Annotated in this window: 12 protein-coding genes and 2 pseudogenes; 8 read left to right on the forward strand and 6 right to left on the reverse strand. The window is 54.0% G+C overall.

The features are described 5' to 3' along the window. From UC15_RS19290 to UC15_RS19300, 3 genes and pseudogenes are all read left to right on the forward strand, one after another. Positions 1-279 (forward strand): annotated as a pseudogene (locus UC15_RS19290) (hypothetical protein); the annotation flags it as partial. Position 280: 1 nt separating this feature from the next. Further along, positions 281-541 (forward strand): PAAR domain-containing protein, encoded by a 261-nt coding sequence (locus UC15_RS19295; RefSeq protein ID WP_112290222.1) that lies wholly within the window; start codon positions 281-283, stop codon positions 539-541. Beyond that, positions 538-1,911, forward strand: a complete 1,374-nt coding sequence (locus UC15_RS19300; RefSeq protein WP_112290224.1) for a hypothetical protein — start codon at positions 538-540, stop codon at positions 1,909-1,911. The genes UC15_RS19295 and UC15_RS19300 overlap by 4 nt, the downstream gene beginning before the upstream one ends. Positions 1,912-1,962: 51 nt before the next feature. Here UC15_RS19300 and UC15_RS19305 read toward each other — a convergent pair whose 3' ends face one another. After that, positions 1,963-3,249: a DUF445 domain-containing protein gene (locus tag UC15_RS19305; protein ID WP_112290225.1), complete on the reverse strand. Its 1,287-nt coding sequence runs from the start codon at positions 3,247-3,249 to the stop codon at positions 1,963-1,965. After that, on the reverse strand, positions 3,249-4,193 hold the full coding sequence (locus UC15_RS19310) for a LysR substrate-binding domain-containing protein (RefSeq protein WP_112290227.1): 945 nt from the start codon (positions 4,191-4,193) through the stop codon (positions 3,249-3,251). Before UC15_RS19310 ends, UC15_RS19305 begins: the two co-directional genes overlap by 1 nt. Before the next feature lie 171 nt (positions 4,194-4,364). On the opposite strand from UC15_RS19310, the gene UC15_RS19315 reads away from it, so the two are divergent. From UC15_RS19315 to UC15_RS19330, 4 genes and pseudogenes are all read left to right on the forward strand, one after another. Then, positions 4,365-5,765: an MFS transporter gene (locus UC15_RS19315; protein WP_112290229.1), complete on the forward strand. Its 1,401-nt coding sequence runs from the start codon at positions 4,365-4,367 to the stop codon at positions 5,763-5,765. Positions 5,766-5,831: 66 nt separating this feature from the next. Then, positions 5,832-7,492, forward strand: a pseudogene (locus UC15_RS19320) (multidrug ABC transporter permease/ATP-binding protein). Between the two features lie 22 nt (positions 7,493-7,514). Further along, entirely contained in the window at positions 7,515-8,333 is an 819-nt protein-coding gene (locus UC15_RS19325; RefSeq protein WP_112290230.1) for a hypothetical protein, read from the forward strand. A gap of 149 nt (positions 8,334-8,482) precedes the next feature. Further along, positions 8,483-10,909 carry a DUF3772 domain-containing protein gene (locus tag UC15_RS19330; protein WP_112290232.1) on the forward strand — a complete coding sequence of 809 codons (2,427 nt, stop codon included), beginning with the start codon at positions 8,483-8,485 and terminating at the stop codon, positions 10,907-10,909. A gap of 584 nt (positions 10,910-11,493) precedes the next feature. Here the strand turns inward: UC15_RS19330 and corA are convergent. From corA to UC15_RS19355, 4 genes are all read right to left on the reverse strand, one after another. Then, complete coding sequence (gene corA / locus UC15_RS19340) at positions 11,494-12,501, reverse strand: magnesium/cobalt transporter CorA (protein ID WP_112290235.1); 1,008 nt, start codon at positions 12,499-12,501, stop codon at positions 11,494-11,496. A gap of 218 nt (positions 12,502-12,719) precedes the next feature. Continuing rightward, a complete protein-coding gene (locus UC15_RS19345; protein WP_112290237.1) occupies positions 12,720-14,402 on the reverse strand; it encodes an efflux transporter outer membrane subunit in 1,683 nt (560 codons plus the stop codon). Continuing rightward, entirely contained in the window at positions 14,386-15,954 is a 1,569-nt protein-coding gene (locus UC15_RS19350) for a DHA2 family efflux MFS transporter permease subunit (protein WP_112290238.1), read from the reverse strand. The genes UC15_RS19345 and UC15_RS19350 overlap by 17 nt, the downstream gene beginning before the upstream one ends. Continuing rightward, complete coding sequence (locus tag UC15_RS19355) at positions 15,951-17,153, reverse strand: HlyD family secretion protein (protein ID WP_112290239.1); 1,203 nt, start codon at positions 17,151-17,153, stop codon at positions 15,951-15,953. The genes UC15_RS19350 and UC15_RS19355 overlap by 4 nt, the downstream gene beginning before the upstream one ends. A 264-nt stretch (positions 17,154-17,417) precedes the next feature. Here UC15_RS19355 and UC15_RS19360 point away from each other — a divergent pair, with 264 nt between their 5' ends. Continuing rightward, positions 17,418-18,329 carry a cation diffusion facilitator family transporter gene (locus tag UC15_RS19360; protein WP_112290240.1) on the forward strand — a complete coding sequence of 304 codons (912 nt, stop codon included), beginning with the start codon at positions 17,418-17,420 and terminating at the stop codon, positions 18,327-18,329. Positions 18,330-18,447 lie beyond the last annotated feature (118 nt).

The following is an 18,447-nucleotide window of genomic DNA, read 5'->3' on the forward strand; positions in this document are numbered from 1 at the left end:
AAAAAAAGCCTCTATATGTCATCCAAAGGATTTGATGACCCGCGCATCCTTCCTGGCGGGCCAGGTATTACCTATACCGTTGAAGATGGCACTGTGCAAACGCTGGAAGCGCGCGCGCCGGGATGGTCATGGGGCATGGTGTATATGACCAAAAGAGGGCTTGAGCATTCAACTAATCAATTCAGGTCTGAATGGTTTAATTTGCCGGATAAAGTCCCGGAGGTGAAGAACTATCAGGGATGGGATCATATGCGCTGCAATATGGATGCGGGGAAATAGTATGAAAGGTGTTATTCGTTTGAACGATCCTCTGGTCAACGGGGGATATGTTAATCAGGCCTCCGGATCGCCGTTTATGGGCATCGCGGTTGCGCTCAAAGGCGACACGGTCATCTGTCTGGCCCACAAAGGGATATTTCCAATCACCGGGTGTTGTGAAACCTGGACGATGAACGGGCGTGGCGTTGTGGTAGATGGTTGCACGGCAGCCTGTGGTTGCGCGATTAAAACCACCCTGCAAATTGCCGGAGCCTGTAAATGAGTCCATGGAAACTATATCCACCCCTTAAAAAGAGAGAAAACTTTCGTTTCCCCTGGCTCGCTATCTTACTGGTATATCTTGTGGTGATCGCTATAGCGGTAGTGATAAGGGCTTTGTCCTGGCCTGATAATAAATCCGTTGAAACCATGTTTTTTCTCCAGTCAGTTATGGGACCTTTTCTCATAATTACATCAGGCTTATGCTACGTCGGTATGTTTCGCGCAGTTGAAGACTATTATCATGACGTTAAAAGGCAGTGTGTGGAGTGGGACCGTTATTATCTGAAAAAGTTTGCCCATAAACACCTTGTTATTGCTGGCTGTTCCACCATTTCTCCGGTAGATAATCTTGCTCTGCAATTACTTAAACTTGAGGGGCAGTTTCCACTCGCGCCGAAAACCCCGCTGAGAATAAAAATGAGGGAAGACTTTGAGGAAACAAAATCTCAGTATATTTTTAATCAGCTTATTACTCCTTTGGCGGATAAAATAAGAAACCACCCTGAAGCAGAGGTTTTTTATTGGTTACGTGAAGGTGATAATTCGACAACCGAAGAAATACGCCGGGTACTGGATAGTCATGGTCTCAGGATTAAAAATGAAATAACGCAGTTATCTGAATGCCCGGATTATGGCGTGCTGTCAGCAATGATCGAAGAGTCGGGTAATCAGTGGCAATTTAGTCGTTTATTCATCATTGCCGATCTCTACAATGATGAAACGGTGAAAAGCATGGAAAGTGCCACAGCCGTATTTATTTGCAAAGAATATCCGTTAAATGAAAAGCCCAAACCTGTTTATCTTTACCAGCCATTAACAGGCGATACGGATCTGACGGACTCGGTCCCGGTGTATCTGGCGGCGGAGCAAACAATAATCCCCAAAACACTCTGGTATACCGGATTAGCACAAACGGAAAAGTATCCACTTTTTCACGCATTGAATGAATGCAAAGCAGCAGCGGACAGAATCGATCTGGAACTGGCTTTTGGTGAATACACCCCAGGCTACAGGTGGCTTGCCCTGGGCATTGCTACTGATGCCGTGAGGTATGCGCAGGGAGCGCAGCTTATTGCAGCATCAGAAAAGGGTAAACCTGCCTTAACGGTATTATCGGCAGCACAGCCTGCAGCGTTAAAAGTCCCCGAAGGGGATTATGTGGCTATGCCGTTACTGTGGTCTTTTCCGGCCCTTGTGATGGCAATAATCGCATTCGTTTTTAGCTGGGGAGTTTATTTCGGTGTGCCAGAGAGTTGGGCAGTCATTATCTTTATCGCGATAATGCTTGTTATTACCCTGGCATTAGGTTTTTTACTTACCCGATTTGCGGTGAAATCAGCTGAAAACGATGTGGAATATCCGGAAGAGTAATATGAACGGGCCCGAAATAATCAGACCCGTTTGTTGTCCGGTGAGGAGTCCTTAAATCCGCGCCATCACCCACGGGATTGCCACTGGCAGTTGCGAAAGCAGATACAGCGCAAGACCGATAAAGGCGCCGACCAGCGTGCCGTTGATGCGGATAAACTGCAAATCCTTGCCGATGTTCAGCTCAATTTGCCGTGACATATCACGCGGATCCCAGCCTTTTACCGTGTCACTGATATGACGCGTCAGGAATTCGGCAAACTCCGGTGCGACTTTCTCCGCAATAGTTTCCATCTGCTGATTCAGCGAGAGGCGCAGCTTTTCATCTTGTGCCAGCGCATTGCCCAGCCATTGCCCGGATTCGGTGACTTTAGCGAACACCCGTGAATCTTCGCTTTCTAAATCGTCTTTCAGCCAGTTACGCATATCGCCCCACAGCTGCAACACGTACGCGTTAAGCTTCTCGTCATCCTTCAGGTATTGCTTGATGTCTTCGGCTTTCTGCGCCGTCGCGGGGTCATTTTGCAGCTTCCAGATAAAGTTCTGCACCGAGCGGTCAAACCCTTTACGGAAGGCGTGGGTTTTATCATTGCCCATATCGTCGAGCACTGAATTCACTGCATTGGACACTAAGTCCGCGCCGTTGCGTCCCAGCCAGCCGGTCGGCAGCAGTTTGGCGGTCAGCGGATGTTCCCGTTTCATCCAGCCGACAATCTGCGCGGAAATAAACTGCCGCGTGCTGTCTTTTGCCAGCAAGATTTCCAGCTGATCCATCGCCTGATCAAGCAGCTCCTGATGGCGTCCGTTTTTAGTCAGGCTTTCCAGCAGGGTGGCCATTGAGGCTGACAGATCAATCTTGTCGATCACCCGATACAGCGCACGGCGCATAAGCTGGGCGATACGCTGATCGTCGGTGACATCCAGAAATCCGCGGATCATCTTCACGGCATATTTCGCAAAACGCTGCGCGTTATCGGGCGCATTCAGCCAGTCGGTCAGCATCCGTGCGGGGTCATGCTGACGGATAAGCATGATAAGGGTCGCGGGCGCGAGGAATTTCTCCTGCACGAAGACCGCCAGATTATCGGCAATTTTGTCTTTGTTTTTAGGGATGATCGCCGTATGTGAGGCGACGAACGGCACCGGCACACGGCGAAACAGTGCCACGACCGCAAACCAGTCAGCCATTGCGCCGACCATGGCGGCCTCGGAAATGGCTTTCAGCCCGGAAACCCAGAAGTTGGGTGGCAGGAAAAGGGTGATGACAAACAGGGCGGCGGCAATCAGCAGCAGCCCCAGCGCGTTACGTTTACTTCGGCGAAGTTCTTGTTCTTTATCCATTACCTCAGTTTAGGAAGCGTGCGGCGGCCTGTCAGCTTTTTTCTTGCGATAGCGCCATTTGCGGTGCTGCGCGCCGTCACCAGTTGCCGGAAAGCGGCCAGCGCCGGAGTTTCGCCGTCCTGCCGCCAGGCCATGTAGATTTCAGCAAAGGCATCGGGGTGGCTGAGCGGGCGGAACTCAATATCAGGAAAGCCCAGCTGACGGGCGCTATCCGGCACAATCGCCAGCCCGAGACCGGCGCGTACCAGCCCGAGAATGGTGTGGGTCTGGCTGCAATGTTGCACGTAATGTGGCACGACGTTAGCCTGGGCAAACAACCCGGCTACACAGTCGTAAAAGTATTTGCCTTCAGTGGCGGAATACATAATGAACGGCTGACCAGCAAAGTCGCGCAGACGGATACGCGGTTTCGCCGCCAGAACGGAGGCAGCGGGAAGCGCCACGCATAACGGCTCGCGCAGCACACACTGATAGGCGAGGGGAAATAGCGCCACCGGCTGGCGCACAAAGCCGATATCCAGCGTGCGCGCCGCCAGCGCCTGAAGCTGCGCGGAAGACACCATCTCTTTGAGCACCAGCGTAATTTCCGGCAGTTCCTGCGCCGCCAGCGCAATAATCTGCGGAATTTGCCAGTAGCCGCTGACGGCAGTGAACCCCAGCATCAGCCTCCCGATTTCCCCTTTCTCGACGCGTTTTACCGTTTCCTGCGCCTGTCCGGTGAACTCAAGGATCAGTTTTGCATCGCGCAAAAACGTCTTTCCCGAGGCCGTCAGACTGACGTGCCGGTTGGTTCTTTCCAGCAAACACGCGCCAAGCGCATGTTCGAGTAACTGGATCTGACGGCTCAGCGGAGGCTGCGTCATAAACAATCTTTTCGCCGCGCGTCCGAAATGTAATTCCTCCGCGACCGCCACAAAACAGCGCAACTGGTTTAATTCAATCATTCAATTTTTGACTTGTTCCATTGTCTTTTTAACTTAGACCGTATCGTTAAATGTTTCTACTCTGTTAATTAATTTGGATTTTTTAGATCTGAATGGCGTGGCCGGAACGGCAAAAACTGTGTCACCGGTCACAAAAAGCAAGGAATGCACTCATAAGTCTGGAGAGAAAACATGACGTCCCCTACAGATGTGTCAGATAACGCCAAACCGCTGGTCCGCGAATCGGCAGCAGAGGCGGTGAAACCGGGTCATTTCCGTTACGTGGTCCTCGGAATGATTTTTGCCATCACGGTGATTAACTACGCCGACCGCGCCACGCTGTCGATTGCCGGTACGGAAGTGTCGCGGGTGCTGAGCCTCGATCCGGTGATGCTCGGGATGGTTTTTTCGGCGTTTGCCTGGGCATATATGATCGGGCAAATCCCCGGTGGCTGGCTGCTGGATAAATTCGGCGCACGGCGGGTCTATGGTTGCAGCCTGATACTGTGGTCAGTGTTTACGATGTTACAGGGTACTGTCGGCTGGTTCGGCGTCAGCGGGATTTCGGCGGCTATCATGCTGTTCTTCCTGCGCTTTATGCTCGGTCTGGTGGAGTCTCCGGCATTTCCCGCTAATGCACGCATTGTCGCCTGCTGGTTCCCCACCAATGAACGCGGCACGGCGACATCACTGTTTAACTCCGCGCAGTACATGGCGATTGGCGTATTCACCCCGATCATGGCGTGGCTGACTCACGCGCTCGGCTGGGAACATGTGTTCTTGTGGATGGGCGCGGTCGGGCTGTTCGCCGGGATTTTATGGTTCGCCTTTTATAAAGAACCGCACAGCAGTCCGCACATCAAACCTGCCGAACTCGAACACATCCGCGCCAACGGTGCGCTGGTCGATCTCGAACTTAACCGCCGTGCTTCGCGCCAGAAATTCACCTTCCGCGAAGTGATGCAACTGTTCCAGAGTCGCACGCTGTGGGGCATTTATATTGGTCAGTACTGCATTACCTCGATGAGTTACTTCTTTATGACCTGGTTCCCGATTTACCTGATCAAAGGGCGTGGGATGACGGTCATGCAGGCTGGCTGGGTGGTCGCGTTACCGGCGATTTGCGGCTTTACCGGCGGTGTGCTGGGCGGTGTGATGTCGGATTACATGATCCGCCGCGGCGTCAGTCCGTCAAAAGCGCGTAAAACACCGTTTGTACTCGGTATGTTTTTCGCCGCCATGCTGGCGATGGCGAACTTTGTTTCCACTGATGCGGCGGTGATTGCGCTGATGACGCTGGCGTTCTTTGGCAAAGGTTTATCAGCGATTGGCTGGGCGGTGATGTCCGATACGGCACCGGAGAAAATGATCGGCCTGAGTGGCGGGGTGTTCAACTGTCTGGGCAATGTGGCCGGGATTATTACGCCGGTAGTGATCGGCTATATCGTGGCAGCGACCGGCTCCTTTAACCTCGCGTTGTGGTTTGTTGGCGCACACGGTTTGCTCGGCATGTTTGGCTATCTGGTGGTGGCGGGCAAGTTTGAGCGCATGGTGATCCGACCGGATGACCGGGAAAATGAGAATTGTTCTTGATATGACAAGATGTGTCATTAAACTGCGTGCAGCATCATTTTCCTGCATTCAGAACGAGAAAAATTCATGGAGTTGTTACGCGTTGTTTTTAAGCAATACCGTTGGCCGTTTTTAGGGGTGATGGCGCTGAGTTTGCTCAGCGCGTCCTGGGCATTGGCCTGATCGCGTTTATCAATCTGAAACTGATTCAAACCACACAGGCTTCTCTAATCGTTCTGCCGGAATTTCTCGGGCTGTTACTGCTGCTGATGGCCGTGACGCTGGGCTCCCAGCTGGCCCTGACCGTGCTGGGGCACCATTTTATTTACCGCCTGCGCGGACAATTCATCAAACGTATTTTAGACACTGATATTGAGCGTATCGAGCAGATCGGTAATGCACAACTGCTTGCGAGCCTTGGCAGTGACATCCGCAATATCACACTGGCGTTCGTGCGTCTGCCGGAACTGGTGCAGGGGATTATCCTGACCATTGGTTGCGCCGGATATCTGGCGTGGTTGTCGCCGGAAATGTTGCTGGTGACGGTTATCTGGCTGGTGATCACTATCTTTGGCGGCTTTAAGCTGGTGTCTCACGTTTACCGCCATCTGGCGAAAGTGCGCGAGGCGGAAGACAAACTGCAAACCGATTACCAGAAAGTGATTGAAGGGCGCAAAGAGCTGGCGCTGAACCGCGAGCGGGCGCGTCATCTGTTCGATGAGGTTTACCGCAAAGATGCTGAAGAGTATCGCCACCACATTATCCGCGCAGATACTTTCCATCTGAGCGCCGTGAACTGGTCGAATATCATGATGCTGGGCGCAATCGGCCTGGTGTTCTTCATGGCCAACGGCATGGGGTGGTCCAATACCGAAGTGGCGGCGACCTATTCCCTGACGTTGTTATTCCTGCGTACACCGATGTTGCAGGCGGTCGGCGCACTGCCGACGCTGCTCAGCGCGCAGGTGGCGTTTGGCAAACTGAAATCGCTGAAACTGGCGGAATATAATGAGGCGTTTACGCCAGCCATTGCTGCAAAACAGTGGCAGACGCTGGAATTACGCGACCTGGTGTTCAGTTATGAAGGCAAATCAGAGGGCGCCGGTTTTGGCGTAGGTCCGTTGAATCTGACCATTACCCGCGGCGAACTGGTCTTTCTGATTGGCGGCAACGGCAGCGGAAAATCCACCATGGCGATGTTGCTGACTGGCCTGTATCAGCCGCGTTCCGGGCAGATCCTGCTCGATGGCGTGCCAGTTACGGCAGAAAATGCTGAACAGTATCGGCAGATCTTCTCGGCAGTCTTTACTGATTTCTATCTGTTTGGACAGCTGATTGGCCCGCAAGGCGGACAGCCGGATCCGCTGGTCGTAGAAGACTGGCTGCAACGACTGAAAATGAAAGAAAAACTCCAGTTCAGCGGCAACGAAGTCACTAACCTGCAACTGTCACAGGGGCAACGTAAGCGCGTGGCGTTGCTGCTGGCGGCGGCAGAAGGGCGAGACTTCCTGCTGCTCGACGAATGGGCAGCCGATCAGGATCCGCAGTTCCGCCGGACGTTCTACCGTGAGCTGTTGCCACAATTGCGTGATATGGGCAAAACCGTGCTGGCAATCAGTCACGATGATCACTATTTTGAACACGCTGACCGCCTGCTGGAAATGCGGACGGGCAAACTGACAGAACTGCACGGGCAGGCGCGTATTGACGCCAGCCGTGATGCGGTCGCACAAATTGGAAGTCACTAAATTTTTCTGAAGGCAACGGATTATGAACTGGACAGAAGTGATGGTGTGGGGCATCAGCGGCGTGGTGGTTGGCTCGCTGCTCGGCGCGTTACACAAAAAAGGCAAAATCGGGCGCATCCCGGCGGTCGTTTTATTTCTGGTGCTGATTGTCGGCGGCAATATTTTATGGGGCGGGGTGATCAAACCGCGTCTGGCAGGCAACAGCGAAGAGCAGAAGATCGACCAGGCGCTGGAAGCCCTGCCGCTGTATAACACCATCAAAATGCAGGAACCGGCGCTTTACGCGCAAATCCGCAGCAATATTCTGAACATGAAGAAAGAGGGCAAAACGCAGCAGGACGCGATCGACACCGTGAAACCGATGGTGTCCGTTCTGCTCTCGCAGCGTATCACCCATGCGCCGGACGCCAATGTGAACGAGGCGATGCAGGTCAATCTGGAAGAAATGCAGACGTTGCAGGCGCGCAAAGACGGCAGCTGCTTCAAATTCCTTTACCCGCAGGTCAGCGGCGGGATTAATACTGCGGAGGTTCTGCCTCCGGCATTGTTCCAGAAAGATCTCAACACCATGAATGATTTACTGCTGGCGACCGGCAGCGGGCAGACCACGCAGCCTCAGGCCGTCAGCACTGAAAAAGTGGTCCAGATGATGGCGCCGGTGCGCGAGGCGCTGGCGAATATGTACGGCGAGCAATTGCAGATGTTCAGCGACCTGACCAAACCGGATGTCGATCGCGAAAAAGTCTGTGAAATTTCCATCAGTCTGTATTCAGGCATTCTGGCACTGCAACCGGCGTATTCCGCTGCGATCCTCCGCCAGATGCTGGGTAAAAACGACTAATCTGATCAAGGGCAGCCCTTTCTGCGGGCTGTCCGTTTTCAGACAGTGAAACAAACAGACAATCCCTACTATTCTTCTTAATAAGAAAGAGTATTCTTCTCCCGCTTTTCTAAAAAAATAATTTTTCGAGCTCCCGGAATCATCCTTCTATGCAAAAAATGTTAAGAGTGCCGCTGCTGCTGGCATTGTTGTCATGTTTATTCCTGACGCCTGTACTGAGTTACGCGGACGACAGTACCGGTCAGCCTGACACAGCAGAACAACCGGTAAAAGTGAATGTCACCACCGCCTTACCGGCGTTACAAAAGCGTCTGGATCAGCTGAAACAGCAGGTTTCATCGGCGAAAACAGATAAGAAATACACCGGCCTGACCGATGCCGCACAGAAACTGGCAGAAGATGCCGACAAGCTGACTGCCGCGCTGACCCCTCAGCTGGCGCAGGTGCAGGCACAGCTGGACGTTCTTGGCCCGGCACCTGCGCCGGGCACGCTCACTGAAACTCCTCAGGTGATCAGCCAGCGTAATAAGCTTAACGCCAGCAAAACGCTGATGACCACACAACTCGAGCAGACCAAAGCGATTGCCGTTGGCGCACAAAATCTGTCTTCGCAAATCGCTGGCTTACGTCGTGACGCACTGAAAACCCAGATTGCGCTCAATACCGGCAGCATTCTTGGCAGCAATTTCTGGGCACCGCTGATTACGCCAAACGATGATGATGCGGCACGTTTTGATGATTTTGGTTCGCAGGTTAAAGATGCCTGGACGCAGGCGTGGAGTGATGACTGGCGCGTCGGCACCGGCATTTATCTGTTCCTGGCACTGGTGATTGGTGTGTTTGGCCGCCGCGTGCTGGACAAACCGATGAACTGGATCCTGCCGCGCTGGCTGCCGCAGGGACGCTTTCGTCGCAGTTTCCTGGCCTGTTTCACCACGCTGAGCACCACGTTAACGCTGGGCATCAGCGTCCAGTTGCTGGGCTATATTTTCACCCGATTGCCGGATACGTCGCCGTGGGTGACAGAATTCGCCGAACAACTGGTTGAACTGACCTATTTCTCTGCGGTGATCGCCGGGCTGGGTATTGCGTTACTTTCCAATAACCATCCGTCATGGCGTCTGCCGGGAATTGCGGATCCGCTGGCGAAAACGCTGGCGTCATTCCCGGTTCTGCTGGCGGGCTTTATTTTCCTGTTCGGCATTATTGAACAACTGAATAACCTGGTCGGTGCAAGCGTCTCCGCCACCTTATTCGGCAACGGATTAGCGGCGTTACTGGTGGCGCTCAACTGCCTGATTGCACCGGTTCGCGTCAACCGTATGCGCCGCAGAATGAAGGCAGAAGGCGAGCAGACCGAAGCGCGATCCACGCTGGCGGGGCTTATCCACCTGGTGATCAGCCTGACCGCTTTTGTCATTCTGATGGCGTTGCTGATCGGTTACATCCCGCTGGCGCGTTTCGTGACCTTCGAACTGCTGTGGATTGGTCTGGTGGTCAGCTGCCTGTACCTGCTGATCCACTTCGTTGTTGATCTCTGCGAAAGCGTATTTTCGCCGACCACGCACAGCGGCAAAATCCTCAAAGGCACGCTGAGCGTCAATGACCGCCATCTGTCTCTGGCTGCCACATTATTCTCGGCAATCGGTAAAACCGCGCTGCTGCTGATGGCCGCGATTGCGCTGCTTAACGGTACGTTCGGCACCACGACGCCGCTGGAATTGCTGGCAAAAGTGGTCGATATCTGGGGCGGAAAAGGCCTCGAAAGCATGAACATCATTCCAGCGCACGCGGTTAACGCGGTGCTGTGTCTGGTGGTCGGCTGGTATATTCTGCGCTCCGCACGCCGCTGGCTGGATAATGATTTCCTGCCGAAAACCATGATGGATCGCGGAATGCGCGCCTCGCTGGTGACGCTGTTCACCAACGTGGGTTATGTGCTGATCATCCTGCTGACGCTGTCGTCGCTGGGCATTGAGTGGAACAAACTGGCGTGGATCGTCAGCGCCTTGTCGGTCGGTATCGGTTTCGGTTTGCAGGAAATTGTGAAGAACTTTATCTCCGGTCTGATCCTGCTGACAGAGCGTCCGGTGAAAGTGGGGGATTTGATCAGCATCAGCGGTGTAGAAGGGGACATCCGTCGTATTAATGTCCGCGCTACTGAAATTCAGCTGAGTGATAAATCCACCGTGATTGTACCGAACTCCCAGCTCATATCGCAGAACGTGCGTAACGCCACCATGGGCAACGCGCAGGGCGTGGCAACTATCGCACTGACATTCCCGCTGGATATCGATCCTGAACAGGTTAAGACCTTGCTGCTGGAAGCCTACAACCTGCACGAATCTATTCTGGAAAATCCACCGGCCTCGGTAAGTTTCAAAGAACTGGGCCCGACCGGGATTGTGCTGAGCGTGACCGGCTATGTGAACAGCCCGCGCATGGTCAGCGGCACGCGCAGCGATTTGCTGTACGAAATCCTCAAAATGCTGCGGGCAGCGGGGATCAGTTTGAGTCAGACGCAGACGATGATTTTGGAGAAACCGGCAGAGAGGGTTGCTCCGGTGGAAGAGTAATGGGGGTGGGATTACGGTCCCACATGCCGTTTTAACTTCAACTTCAACTTCAACTTCAACTTCAACTTCAAGGTCGTGGGCGTCGGCCCACACCGACCAGAGACCCGGTAACGCGCGGGCCTCTGGACTCCGCGCTTTTTTAACTGCGCGCTGTCGCAGGTATGACGGACATGTTCTGGTGCATTGGTGAGTGGCGCAAATCCAGGTGCTTCGCACTGCCTTCTCTCGGTCTTCGAGCCTATGGTCTCGAAGCCGCTCCGTTCAGCTGAATTTTGATCACGCCAATCAACTTTTCTAAAAGATGAAAAACAGTCTGTCTTTGAATTTAAGATCGTGCGGGCGATTCAGAAAGCTTGCTGAATGAGAGGTTGCAGACCATAGGCTGCAATCCCGAAATGAAGGCACCGCGCAGCGGCAAGATTTCCAGCCTGTAACAGAGGTACCTGAAACATGGCCAGCGAGCGAAGCGCGCAGTAAAAGAGCCCGGGATTCTCAAGGGGTGCGGCGACAGGCGCCCCTTGAGGCCAGTTTGGGTGGCAACCCAAGGTTTTGTGGGTGTGGGAGGCGAGCCCAAGGTCTTGATTTTAAAGCCAGCCGGATTTTTTCAGTTTCCAGTAAAGCCATCCGCAACCAACCACGGTCACGCCGAGTGTCAGCGGATATCCCCACCAGTCATCCAGCTCCGGCATATTTTTAAAGTTCATACCGTACAGACTGAAAATCACCGTCGGAATTGCCAGGATCGCGCCCCAGCCTGCCAGGCGTTGCACCACTTCATTCTGATGTACGGACACCAGTGCCAGATTGACATGCATGGCGTTGGACAGCATTTCGCGCACGTCGTCGGTGGTGCGGACCACCTGATTGGCATGGTCCTGTACGTCGCGGATATAAGCGCGCAGGCTTTTGGGCATCAGTTCTTCATAATGATGGCTGAGCTGATTACAGATATCTTCCATCGGCACGGCGGCGTTGCGCAGTGACAACAGATCGCGTCGCAGGCTGTACACCTGTTGTACCGCCTGCTGATTGAAAGTGTTCTGGAACATCATTTTTTCGATGGCATCAAACTGACCGGTGTACTGATGCAAAATTTCCAGATAGTTATCGACGATGGAATCGAGCACGCAATACAGCGCATAAGCCGGCCCTTTACTCATCATTTCCGGGCGTTCTTCTGCATGTTTACGGATTTCTTTGTAACTGGATGACGCGCCGTGACGCACGGTGATCAGGAAGTTTTTGCCAAGAAAAAGGTGTGTCTCGCCGTACTCGATGGTTTCATTTACTTTCTGCGCAGTGTGCGTGACGATAAAAAGGGATTCGCCGTATTGCTCGATCTTCGGGCGCTGATGGGCGGTCAGTGCATCTTCAATCGCCAGGTCGTGCAGGCCGAATTCTTCCTGAATGCTGCGCATGTAGGCATCTTCAGGTTGCCATAATCCCAGCCAGACAAACGTATCTGGTTCTTTTAGTACTTCGCTGATGTCTTCGACCGTCACATCCTGCAATCGCTTACCGTCGCGGTAGGCCACGCTGTTGATCACTGAATCACAGCTGGGTTTTTTATCTTCGCTGGAAATGGAGTTCATTGTTTTACCCGATTGTTATTCAGACGAAAATCCTGCCCGCAGACAGGATGATTTCAGTGTCTGAACAGAATAGCGCAGTCTGATAGAAAAGCGCTGACCGGGAATCTTAAAAGATGAATCACTTTGTAACGGTTATCCTGACAGATTTTTCATTGCCTGCCCCGTCTACGCCGTCTGATTTTATCTCTTCGCATTAATCCTTTTATCTAATACCGGCGTTACGGTGTCACGCCGGACGTGTTTTGTACTTTCACATCTGGCGTCGCTGCCGGACCGAACACAGTGTAAGTCGGCAAATCAACGTTCTGATACGGTTCCCAGCCGCCGCCAAGCGCTTTATACAGCGAGACCAAATCGGTGCTGGTTTTCACTTTCGCTTCAGCGGATTGCTGATGCGCCTGTGCCAGCTGGCGCTGGGCATCCAGCACATTGATGAACGTCGAAAGCCCCTGACGGTAACTGTCGCTCGCCAGATCAAAAGCGGTCTGCAAGGCTTCGGTGGTCTGATCTAAACCGCTGACCTGATCCTGATCGGTGCGGTAATTCACCAGCGCATTATCGACGTCCTGCAACGCCGTCAGCACGGTCTGACGGTAATTCAGCGCCGCATTGGCCTGTTGCGCACGGGAAAGATGCACGCTGGACACCAGACGTCCGCCCTGGAAAATCGGCAGGGAAATCTGAGGACCAAACGAGTAGAAATGGCTGCTCCAGTTATCGAGATAACTCACGTCGGTATTACGCATACCGAACTGACCGGTCAGCGAAATACTCGGGAATAACTGTGCGACGGAAACCCCGATATTGGCGGTTGCCGCGTGTAAATCCGCTTCGGCTTTACGCACGTCCGGGCGACGGCGCGCCAGCTGTGACGGCACACCGACCGGTACGGCTGCGGGCAGGGCAGGCATCGGTTTCGGCGCGGAAAGTTCGGCATCCAGCGAACCCGGTGTCTGACCGAGTAAAACCGCCAGTCCGTTCATCGCCTGACGTTCCTGCGCCTGATATTGCGGCAGCTGAGCGCGCAGCGAACCTAACTGCGCACGGGCATTCTCTACATCTAATTGCGGCGACAGCCCGTTCTGCTGACGGTTTTGCGTCAGATCTAAAGTTTGCTGCGCCACGTCGATTTGCGTCTGAATGGCTGCTGTCACGCTTTGCGCGCCACGCAGTTGCAGATAAGCGCGGGCAACTTCGGCTTGCAGCGAGACCAGCGCATCGTTTCGCTGTTCGACTGAAGACTGAGTCTGCGCGTTTGCGGCTTCGACCTGACGACGCGTGCCGCCAAATAAATCCAGCTCCCAGCTGGCGTCGAAACTGCCCTGATACAAGTTCACCGGCCGGGTGGCGGTATCAATGGCACCGGAGGCTTGCGGACCGAGATCGTTGAGCTGCTGGGATGCGCCGCTGGAATCGAGAATACCTTTCAGCCCGAGCTGCTGACGCGTCATTTTCGCGCTGCCCTGGACGGACGGCAGCCATGCGCCCTCAGCCTGTTTCACCTGCTCACGGGCACCGGCGATACGCAATACTGCCTGTTGCAGGGAAATATTCCCGGCAATGGCGCGGGTGATCAGACTGTCGAGCTGCGGATCGTTAAACGCTTTCCACCACAACGGATTCGGCTCAGAAGGCAGCGCAATTGACGCGCCGTCTTTGTCTTTCGGCTGTGTCATATCGTAGTACGACGTCGGCGTCACCGGGTTTGGCTTCTGATAATCCGGGCCAACGGAGCACGCTGCTAATACCAGCGTCAATGTCGAAAGAGTCAGGAAGCGGGTGCCTGTCTGTATAACCCCCTCCCGACCTCCCCCTTCGCAGGGGGAGGAGCAGGACGGCATCACGGATGGCTGAATTCTCAGAGTAGAGCTTTTCTTGTTCAACTTAATGTGCTCCAGCATTACCTTCGCTCTTAACTGGCGAAAGCAGGAAACAAAACGGGATCAAAATAACGGCGACGATGGCGCAATAACCGAACACATCGATGTAAGCCAGAATGCGCGATTGCGAAATCATCTCCTGATACATGCGCACGGTCGCCAGCTGCATCGGGTCGCCGACGATGTGGGCGAAATCACGAATAGCCTCAGCGCTTTTACTGACCGCCTGATTAAACTGTTCATTGAGCGGCGACATGTTGTGCGCCATATGGGCACTGTGCGCCTGCGTTCGCTCAGTCACACCGGCGGTCGCCAGCGAAATACCAATCGACCCCGCGACGTTACGGAACATGGTAAACAGCGCGGCGGCATCGGCATTCATCCTTTGCGGAATGGTGATGAACGCAATAGTGGTCAGCGGTACGAACAGGAAACCCAGGCCGAGGGACTGCGCACTGCGATACATCACCAGCGTGGTGAAATCGACATCTGGCGTCAGCGTCGCCGAATAGATAAACGAGGCGGCGAGCAGGAAGAAACCAAACGCAATGATGTAACGCGTCTGCACGATGGGCATGAGCTTCAGCACCAGCGGTATCGACAACACAATCAGTATCGCGCCCGGCGACATCACCAGCCCGGAAAGCGTGGCGGTGTACCCCAGCTGTTGCTGCGCCAGTTGCGGAATAACCACCGAACTGCCGTACAGAATCATCGCCATTCCGGCCATCAGCAAACCGGCCACTGCGAAGTTTTTATCCTTCATACAGCGCAAATCGACCACCGGCTTTTTGGCGTAAAGCAGCCAGTAAATCGCCCCGACAATCCCGGTAGCGGCCAGCACGGCGAACGTCACGATAAAGCCAGATTTAAACCAGTCGTCATCCTCACCGCGGTCCATCATGACCTGCAGGCACCCTAAGCCCAGCGCAATCAGCCCGATACCGATGTAATCGATGCTGAGCTTGCCTTTGGCCTTACGTTCCCACGGTGGGTCTTCCAGCAGCTGATAAATCGCCAGCAGGGCGATAATGCCCACCGGAATGTTGATCAGAAACACCCAGCGCCAGCTGAAGTTATCGGTGATGTAACCGCCCAGCGTCGGGCCGACAACCGGTGCGACGATGATGGCAATGGAAGACAGACCAAACGCCTTGCCGCGATCTTCCGGCTTAAAGTAATCAAGCAGAACCGATTGCTGAATCGGCTGCAAACCGCCGCCGAAAAAACCCTGCAGGATGCGGAACAGAATCATCTGCCACAGTTCGGTGGCGACCCCGCACAGGAAGGAGCAGACGGTGAACATGCCGATACAAATCAGGAAGTAAGTTTTACGCCCCATGACGCGGCTGAGAAACGCCGAAATCGGCAGCACGATGCCGTTCGCCACCAGATAGGACGTCAGCACCCAGGTGGATTCGTCATAACTGGAAGACAGCGATCCGGCGACGTGCGGCAGCGCCACGTTAACGATGGTGGTGTCCAGGATTTCCATGAACACCGCAATGGTTACAACGGCGGCAACTGCCCACGGATTGGCCTTGGGTTTCCAGTAGCTGCGATCTTCATTCATTCGACGGTCACCGTCGGTTCGACTGACAGACCCAGCGGCAGGTGATGATTTTCATCCAGCCCGCTGTCGATGACGATTTTCACCGGCACGCGCTGAACGATTTTCACATAGTTACCGGTGGCATTTTCAGCCGGGAAGGCCGAGAAGCGCGAGCCGGTGCCTTGCTGAATACTGTCAACGTGGCCGTGAAGTTTGATGTCAGGGAAGGCATCAACGGTGATTTCCACTTTGTTGCCGGGACGCATACGTTCGAGCTGCGATTCCTTATAGTTCGCCGCGATCCAGATATCTTTCGACACCACGGAGAACAGAGAAGTACCGGCCTGAACCAGCGTGCCGACCTGCACATTACGTTTGGTGACATAGCCGTCGAACGGTGCCCGAACCTGCGCATAGGAAAGATTCAGCGTCGCGGTTTCCAGCTGAGCTTTTGCCTGCTCAACCTGTTGCTGGCGTGCCTCAACGTTAGTTTCAGCCTGACGAATGTTCAGCTGCACCTGAGCGGCAACCTGAACCTGCGCTTTAGCATTTTCAAGATCGGCTGTTGCAGAACGCACCTGCGCATTGGACGTATCAATATTTTGTTGGGTGGTGGCACGTGGATCCACACCGCGCTGGCGGCGGAAATCAGCGGTAGCATTCAGCAAATTGGCTTCCGCACGGGTTTGCTGAGCTTTAGCCTGCGCCAGCTGCGCCGGATACTGCACTTTCGCCAGGTCGTACTGCGCCTGAGCCTGATGCAACTGGGCGACGGCCAGACCGAGTTGCGCCTGTGCCTGATCGCGCTGTGCGGTGGCATCACGCGGGTCTATTTCTACCAGCAGATCGCCTTTTTTGACGAACTGGTTATCTTTCACCGCCAGATTGGTGACGTAACCGGCGATTTTCGGCGCGATGGTCACGGCATCGCCTTCGGTGAAGGCGTCATCGGTGCTGATCTGATCTTTGGTCATCAGCCACCAGACCAGCGACACGACCACCATCACCACCACGACAATCCCGAGGATGATCAGCGGCTTCTTGCCCGGACCTTTGCGCTTTTCATCGTTGTCCTGATTGTCGTTATCGGACTCTTTATCTGACCCTTTCTGGTCTTTGGTGTCTTGCTTGTAACCTTCTCCTGATTTGACCTGGCTGGAATCGAGTTCTGAGTGTGCGTCTTCAGACGCGGAAGGCTGGTTATTTTTTTCGTTTGTCATAATGCTCATCTGATTATCGGTGCGCGCGCGCCGGAACAAAGAAATCTTGTTTTAAGCTAGATTGTATTGATGTAAATGCAAGTAAATATAGGTCAATAAACCTCAGTGAGAGCACGAAGATCCAAACCATAGGGAAGGTCTTAAAATAACGAAATGGGTTATACTGCGGACCTGGTATTTGTATTTATCAAATTAATTTGATTCTTTGCTTCAGGAAATTCTTGTGATCACATCCCAAAAATATCTGCTCCGCAGGAGCAAACCATGAGCCGTCCAGCACCGTCCTATAAAGGGCTGACACGTATTGCCTCGCTGGTCTCCCTGTGTGTGGCGCTGGTTCTGGTCTGCGTAAAAGTATGGGCGTGGGCTGCCACCGGTTCGATTGCGTTGCTGACGTCAGCAGCCGACGGTCTGGTCGATGTGCTTGCGTCGATGGTGACGTTAATCGGTGTGCGTTACGCCATACGGCCAGCTGATAAAGGCCATCGTTACGGGCACGGCAAAGCCGAAGCTGTTGCCGCCTTTGTTCAGGCCTTGCTCCTGGGTGCAGCGGGGCTGGCGCTGGGCGGTGAATCCATCGGACGTATCATTAATCCGGAGCCACTGGCGCAGCTTGGTCTCGGGATTTGGGTCATCATTGGCAGCTCTCTGGCGGCCACCGGTTTAGTGCTGATGCAAACGTACGTGGTGAAACGCACCGGCTCGACCGCGATTGCTGCTGACCGCGCGCACTACGTCACGGATGTCGCGGTGAATATCGCTGTTCTTCTGGCGCTGATTTTCGAACGCTATTTCGGCTGGACGCGTTCCGACTCCATCGGCGCACTGCTGATTTCCTTCTACATGCTCTGGAACGCCCGCGGTATGGCGGCAGATGCGCTGAAACAATTGCTGGACAGGGAACTGAGTGCCGATGACCGTAAGCGTGTGAAAGCGGCAGTATTAAGTGTCGAAGGTGTACGCGGCGTGCATGACATTCGCACCCGCAACGGCGGCGACCGCGTATTTGTCGAGTTTCACGTTGAGGTCGATGGCGCCCTGACGGTGGATATCGGCCACGATATTGGTGATGCCGCTGAAATGGCGGTAAGTAAACTGTTCAAGTCAGCGGATGTCACGGCGCATCTGGAGCCGGACGGGATTGATGACGACAGACTGGATAATTTATTGCACTAAGGTTTAGGCATTGGGTTGCCATCCAAACTGGCCAAGACTTTGGGGGGCCACCCAAACTGGCCAAGACTTTGGGTTGCCAACCAAACTGGCCTTAAGGTCAAGACCGTGGGCGTCGGCC

It is taken from the genome of Rahnella sp. AN3-3W3, from assembly GCF_003263545.1.
GTDB classification, from domain to species: domain Bacteria; phylum Pseudomonadota; class Gammaproteobacteria; order Enterobacterales; family Enterobacteriaceae; genus Rahnella; species Rahnella variigena.

Coding starts and splice junctions, on each gene's coding strand:
- UC15_RS19295 (WP_112290222.1), top strand. CDS start 281: ATGAAAGGTGTTATTCGTTTGAACGATCCTCTGGTCAACGGGGGATAT.
- UC15_RS19300 (WP_112290224.1), top strand. CDS start 538: ATGAGTCCATGGAAACTATATCCACCCCTTAAAAAGAGAGAAAACTTT.
- UC15_RS19305 (WP_112290225.1), bottom strand. CDS start 3,249: ATGGATAAAGAACAAGAACTTCGCCGAAGTAAACGTAACGCGCTGGGG.
- UC15_RS19310 (WP_112290227.1), bottom strand. CDS start 4,193: ATGATTGAATTAAACCAGTTGCGCTGTTTTGTGGCGGTCGCGGAGGAA.
- UC15_RS19315 (WP_112290229.1), top strand. CDS start 4,365: ATGACGTCCCCTACAGATGTGTCAGATAACGCCAAACCGCTGGTCCGC.
- UC15_RS19325 (WP_112290230.1), top strand. CDS start 7,515: ATGAACTGGACAGAAGTGATGGTGTGGGGCATCAGCGGCGTGGTGGTT.
- UC15_RS19330 (WP_112290232.1), top strand. CDS start 8,483: ATGCAAAAAATGTTAAGAGTGCCGCTGCTGCTGGCATTGTTGTCATGT.
- corA (WP_112290235.1), bottom strand. CDS start 12,501: ATGAACTCCATTTCCAGCGAAGATAAAAAACCCAGCTGTGATTCAGTG.
- UC15_RS19345 (WP_112290237.1), bottom strand. CDS start 14,402: ATGCTGGAGCACATTAAGTTGAACAAGAAAAGCTCTACTCTGAGAATT.
- UC15_RS19350 (WP_112290238.1), bottom strand. CDS start 15,954: ATGAATGAAGATCGCAGCTACTGGAAACCCAAGGCCAATCCGTGGGCA.
- UC15_RS19355 (WP_112290239.1), bottom strand. CDS start 17,153: ATGACAAACGAAAAAAATAACCAGCCTTCCGCGTCTGAAGACGCACAC.
- UC15_RS19360 (WP_112290240.1), top strand. CDS start 17,418: ATGAGCCGTCCAGCACCGTCCTATAAAGGGCTGACACGTATTGCCTCG.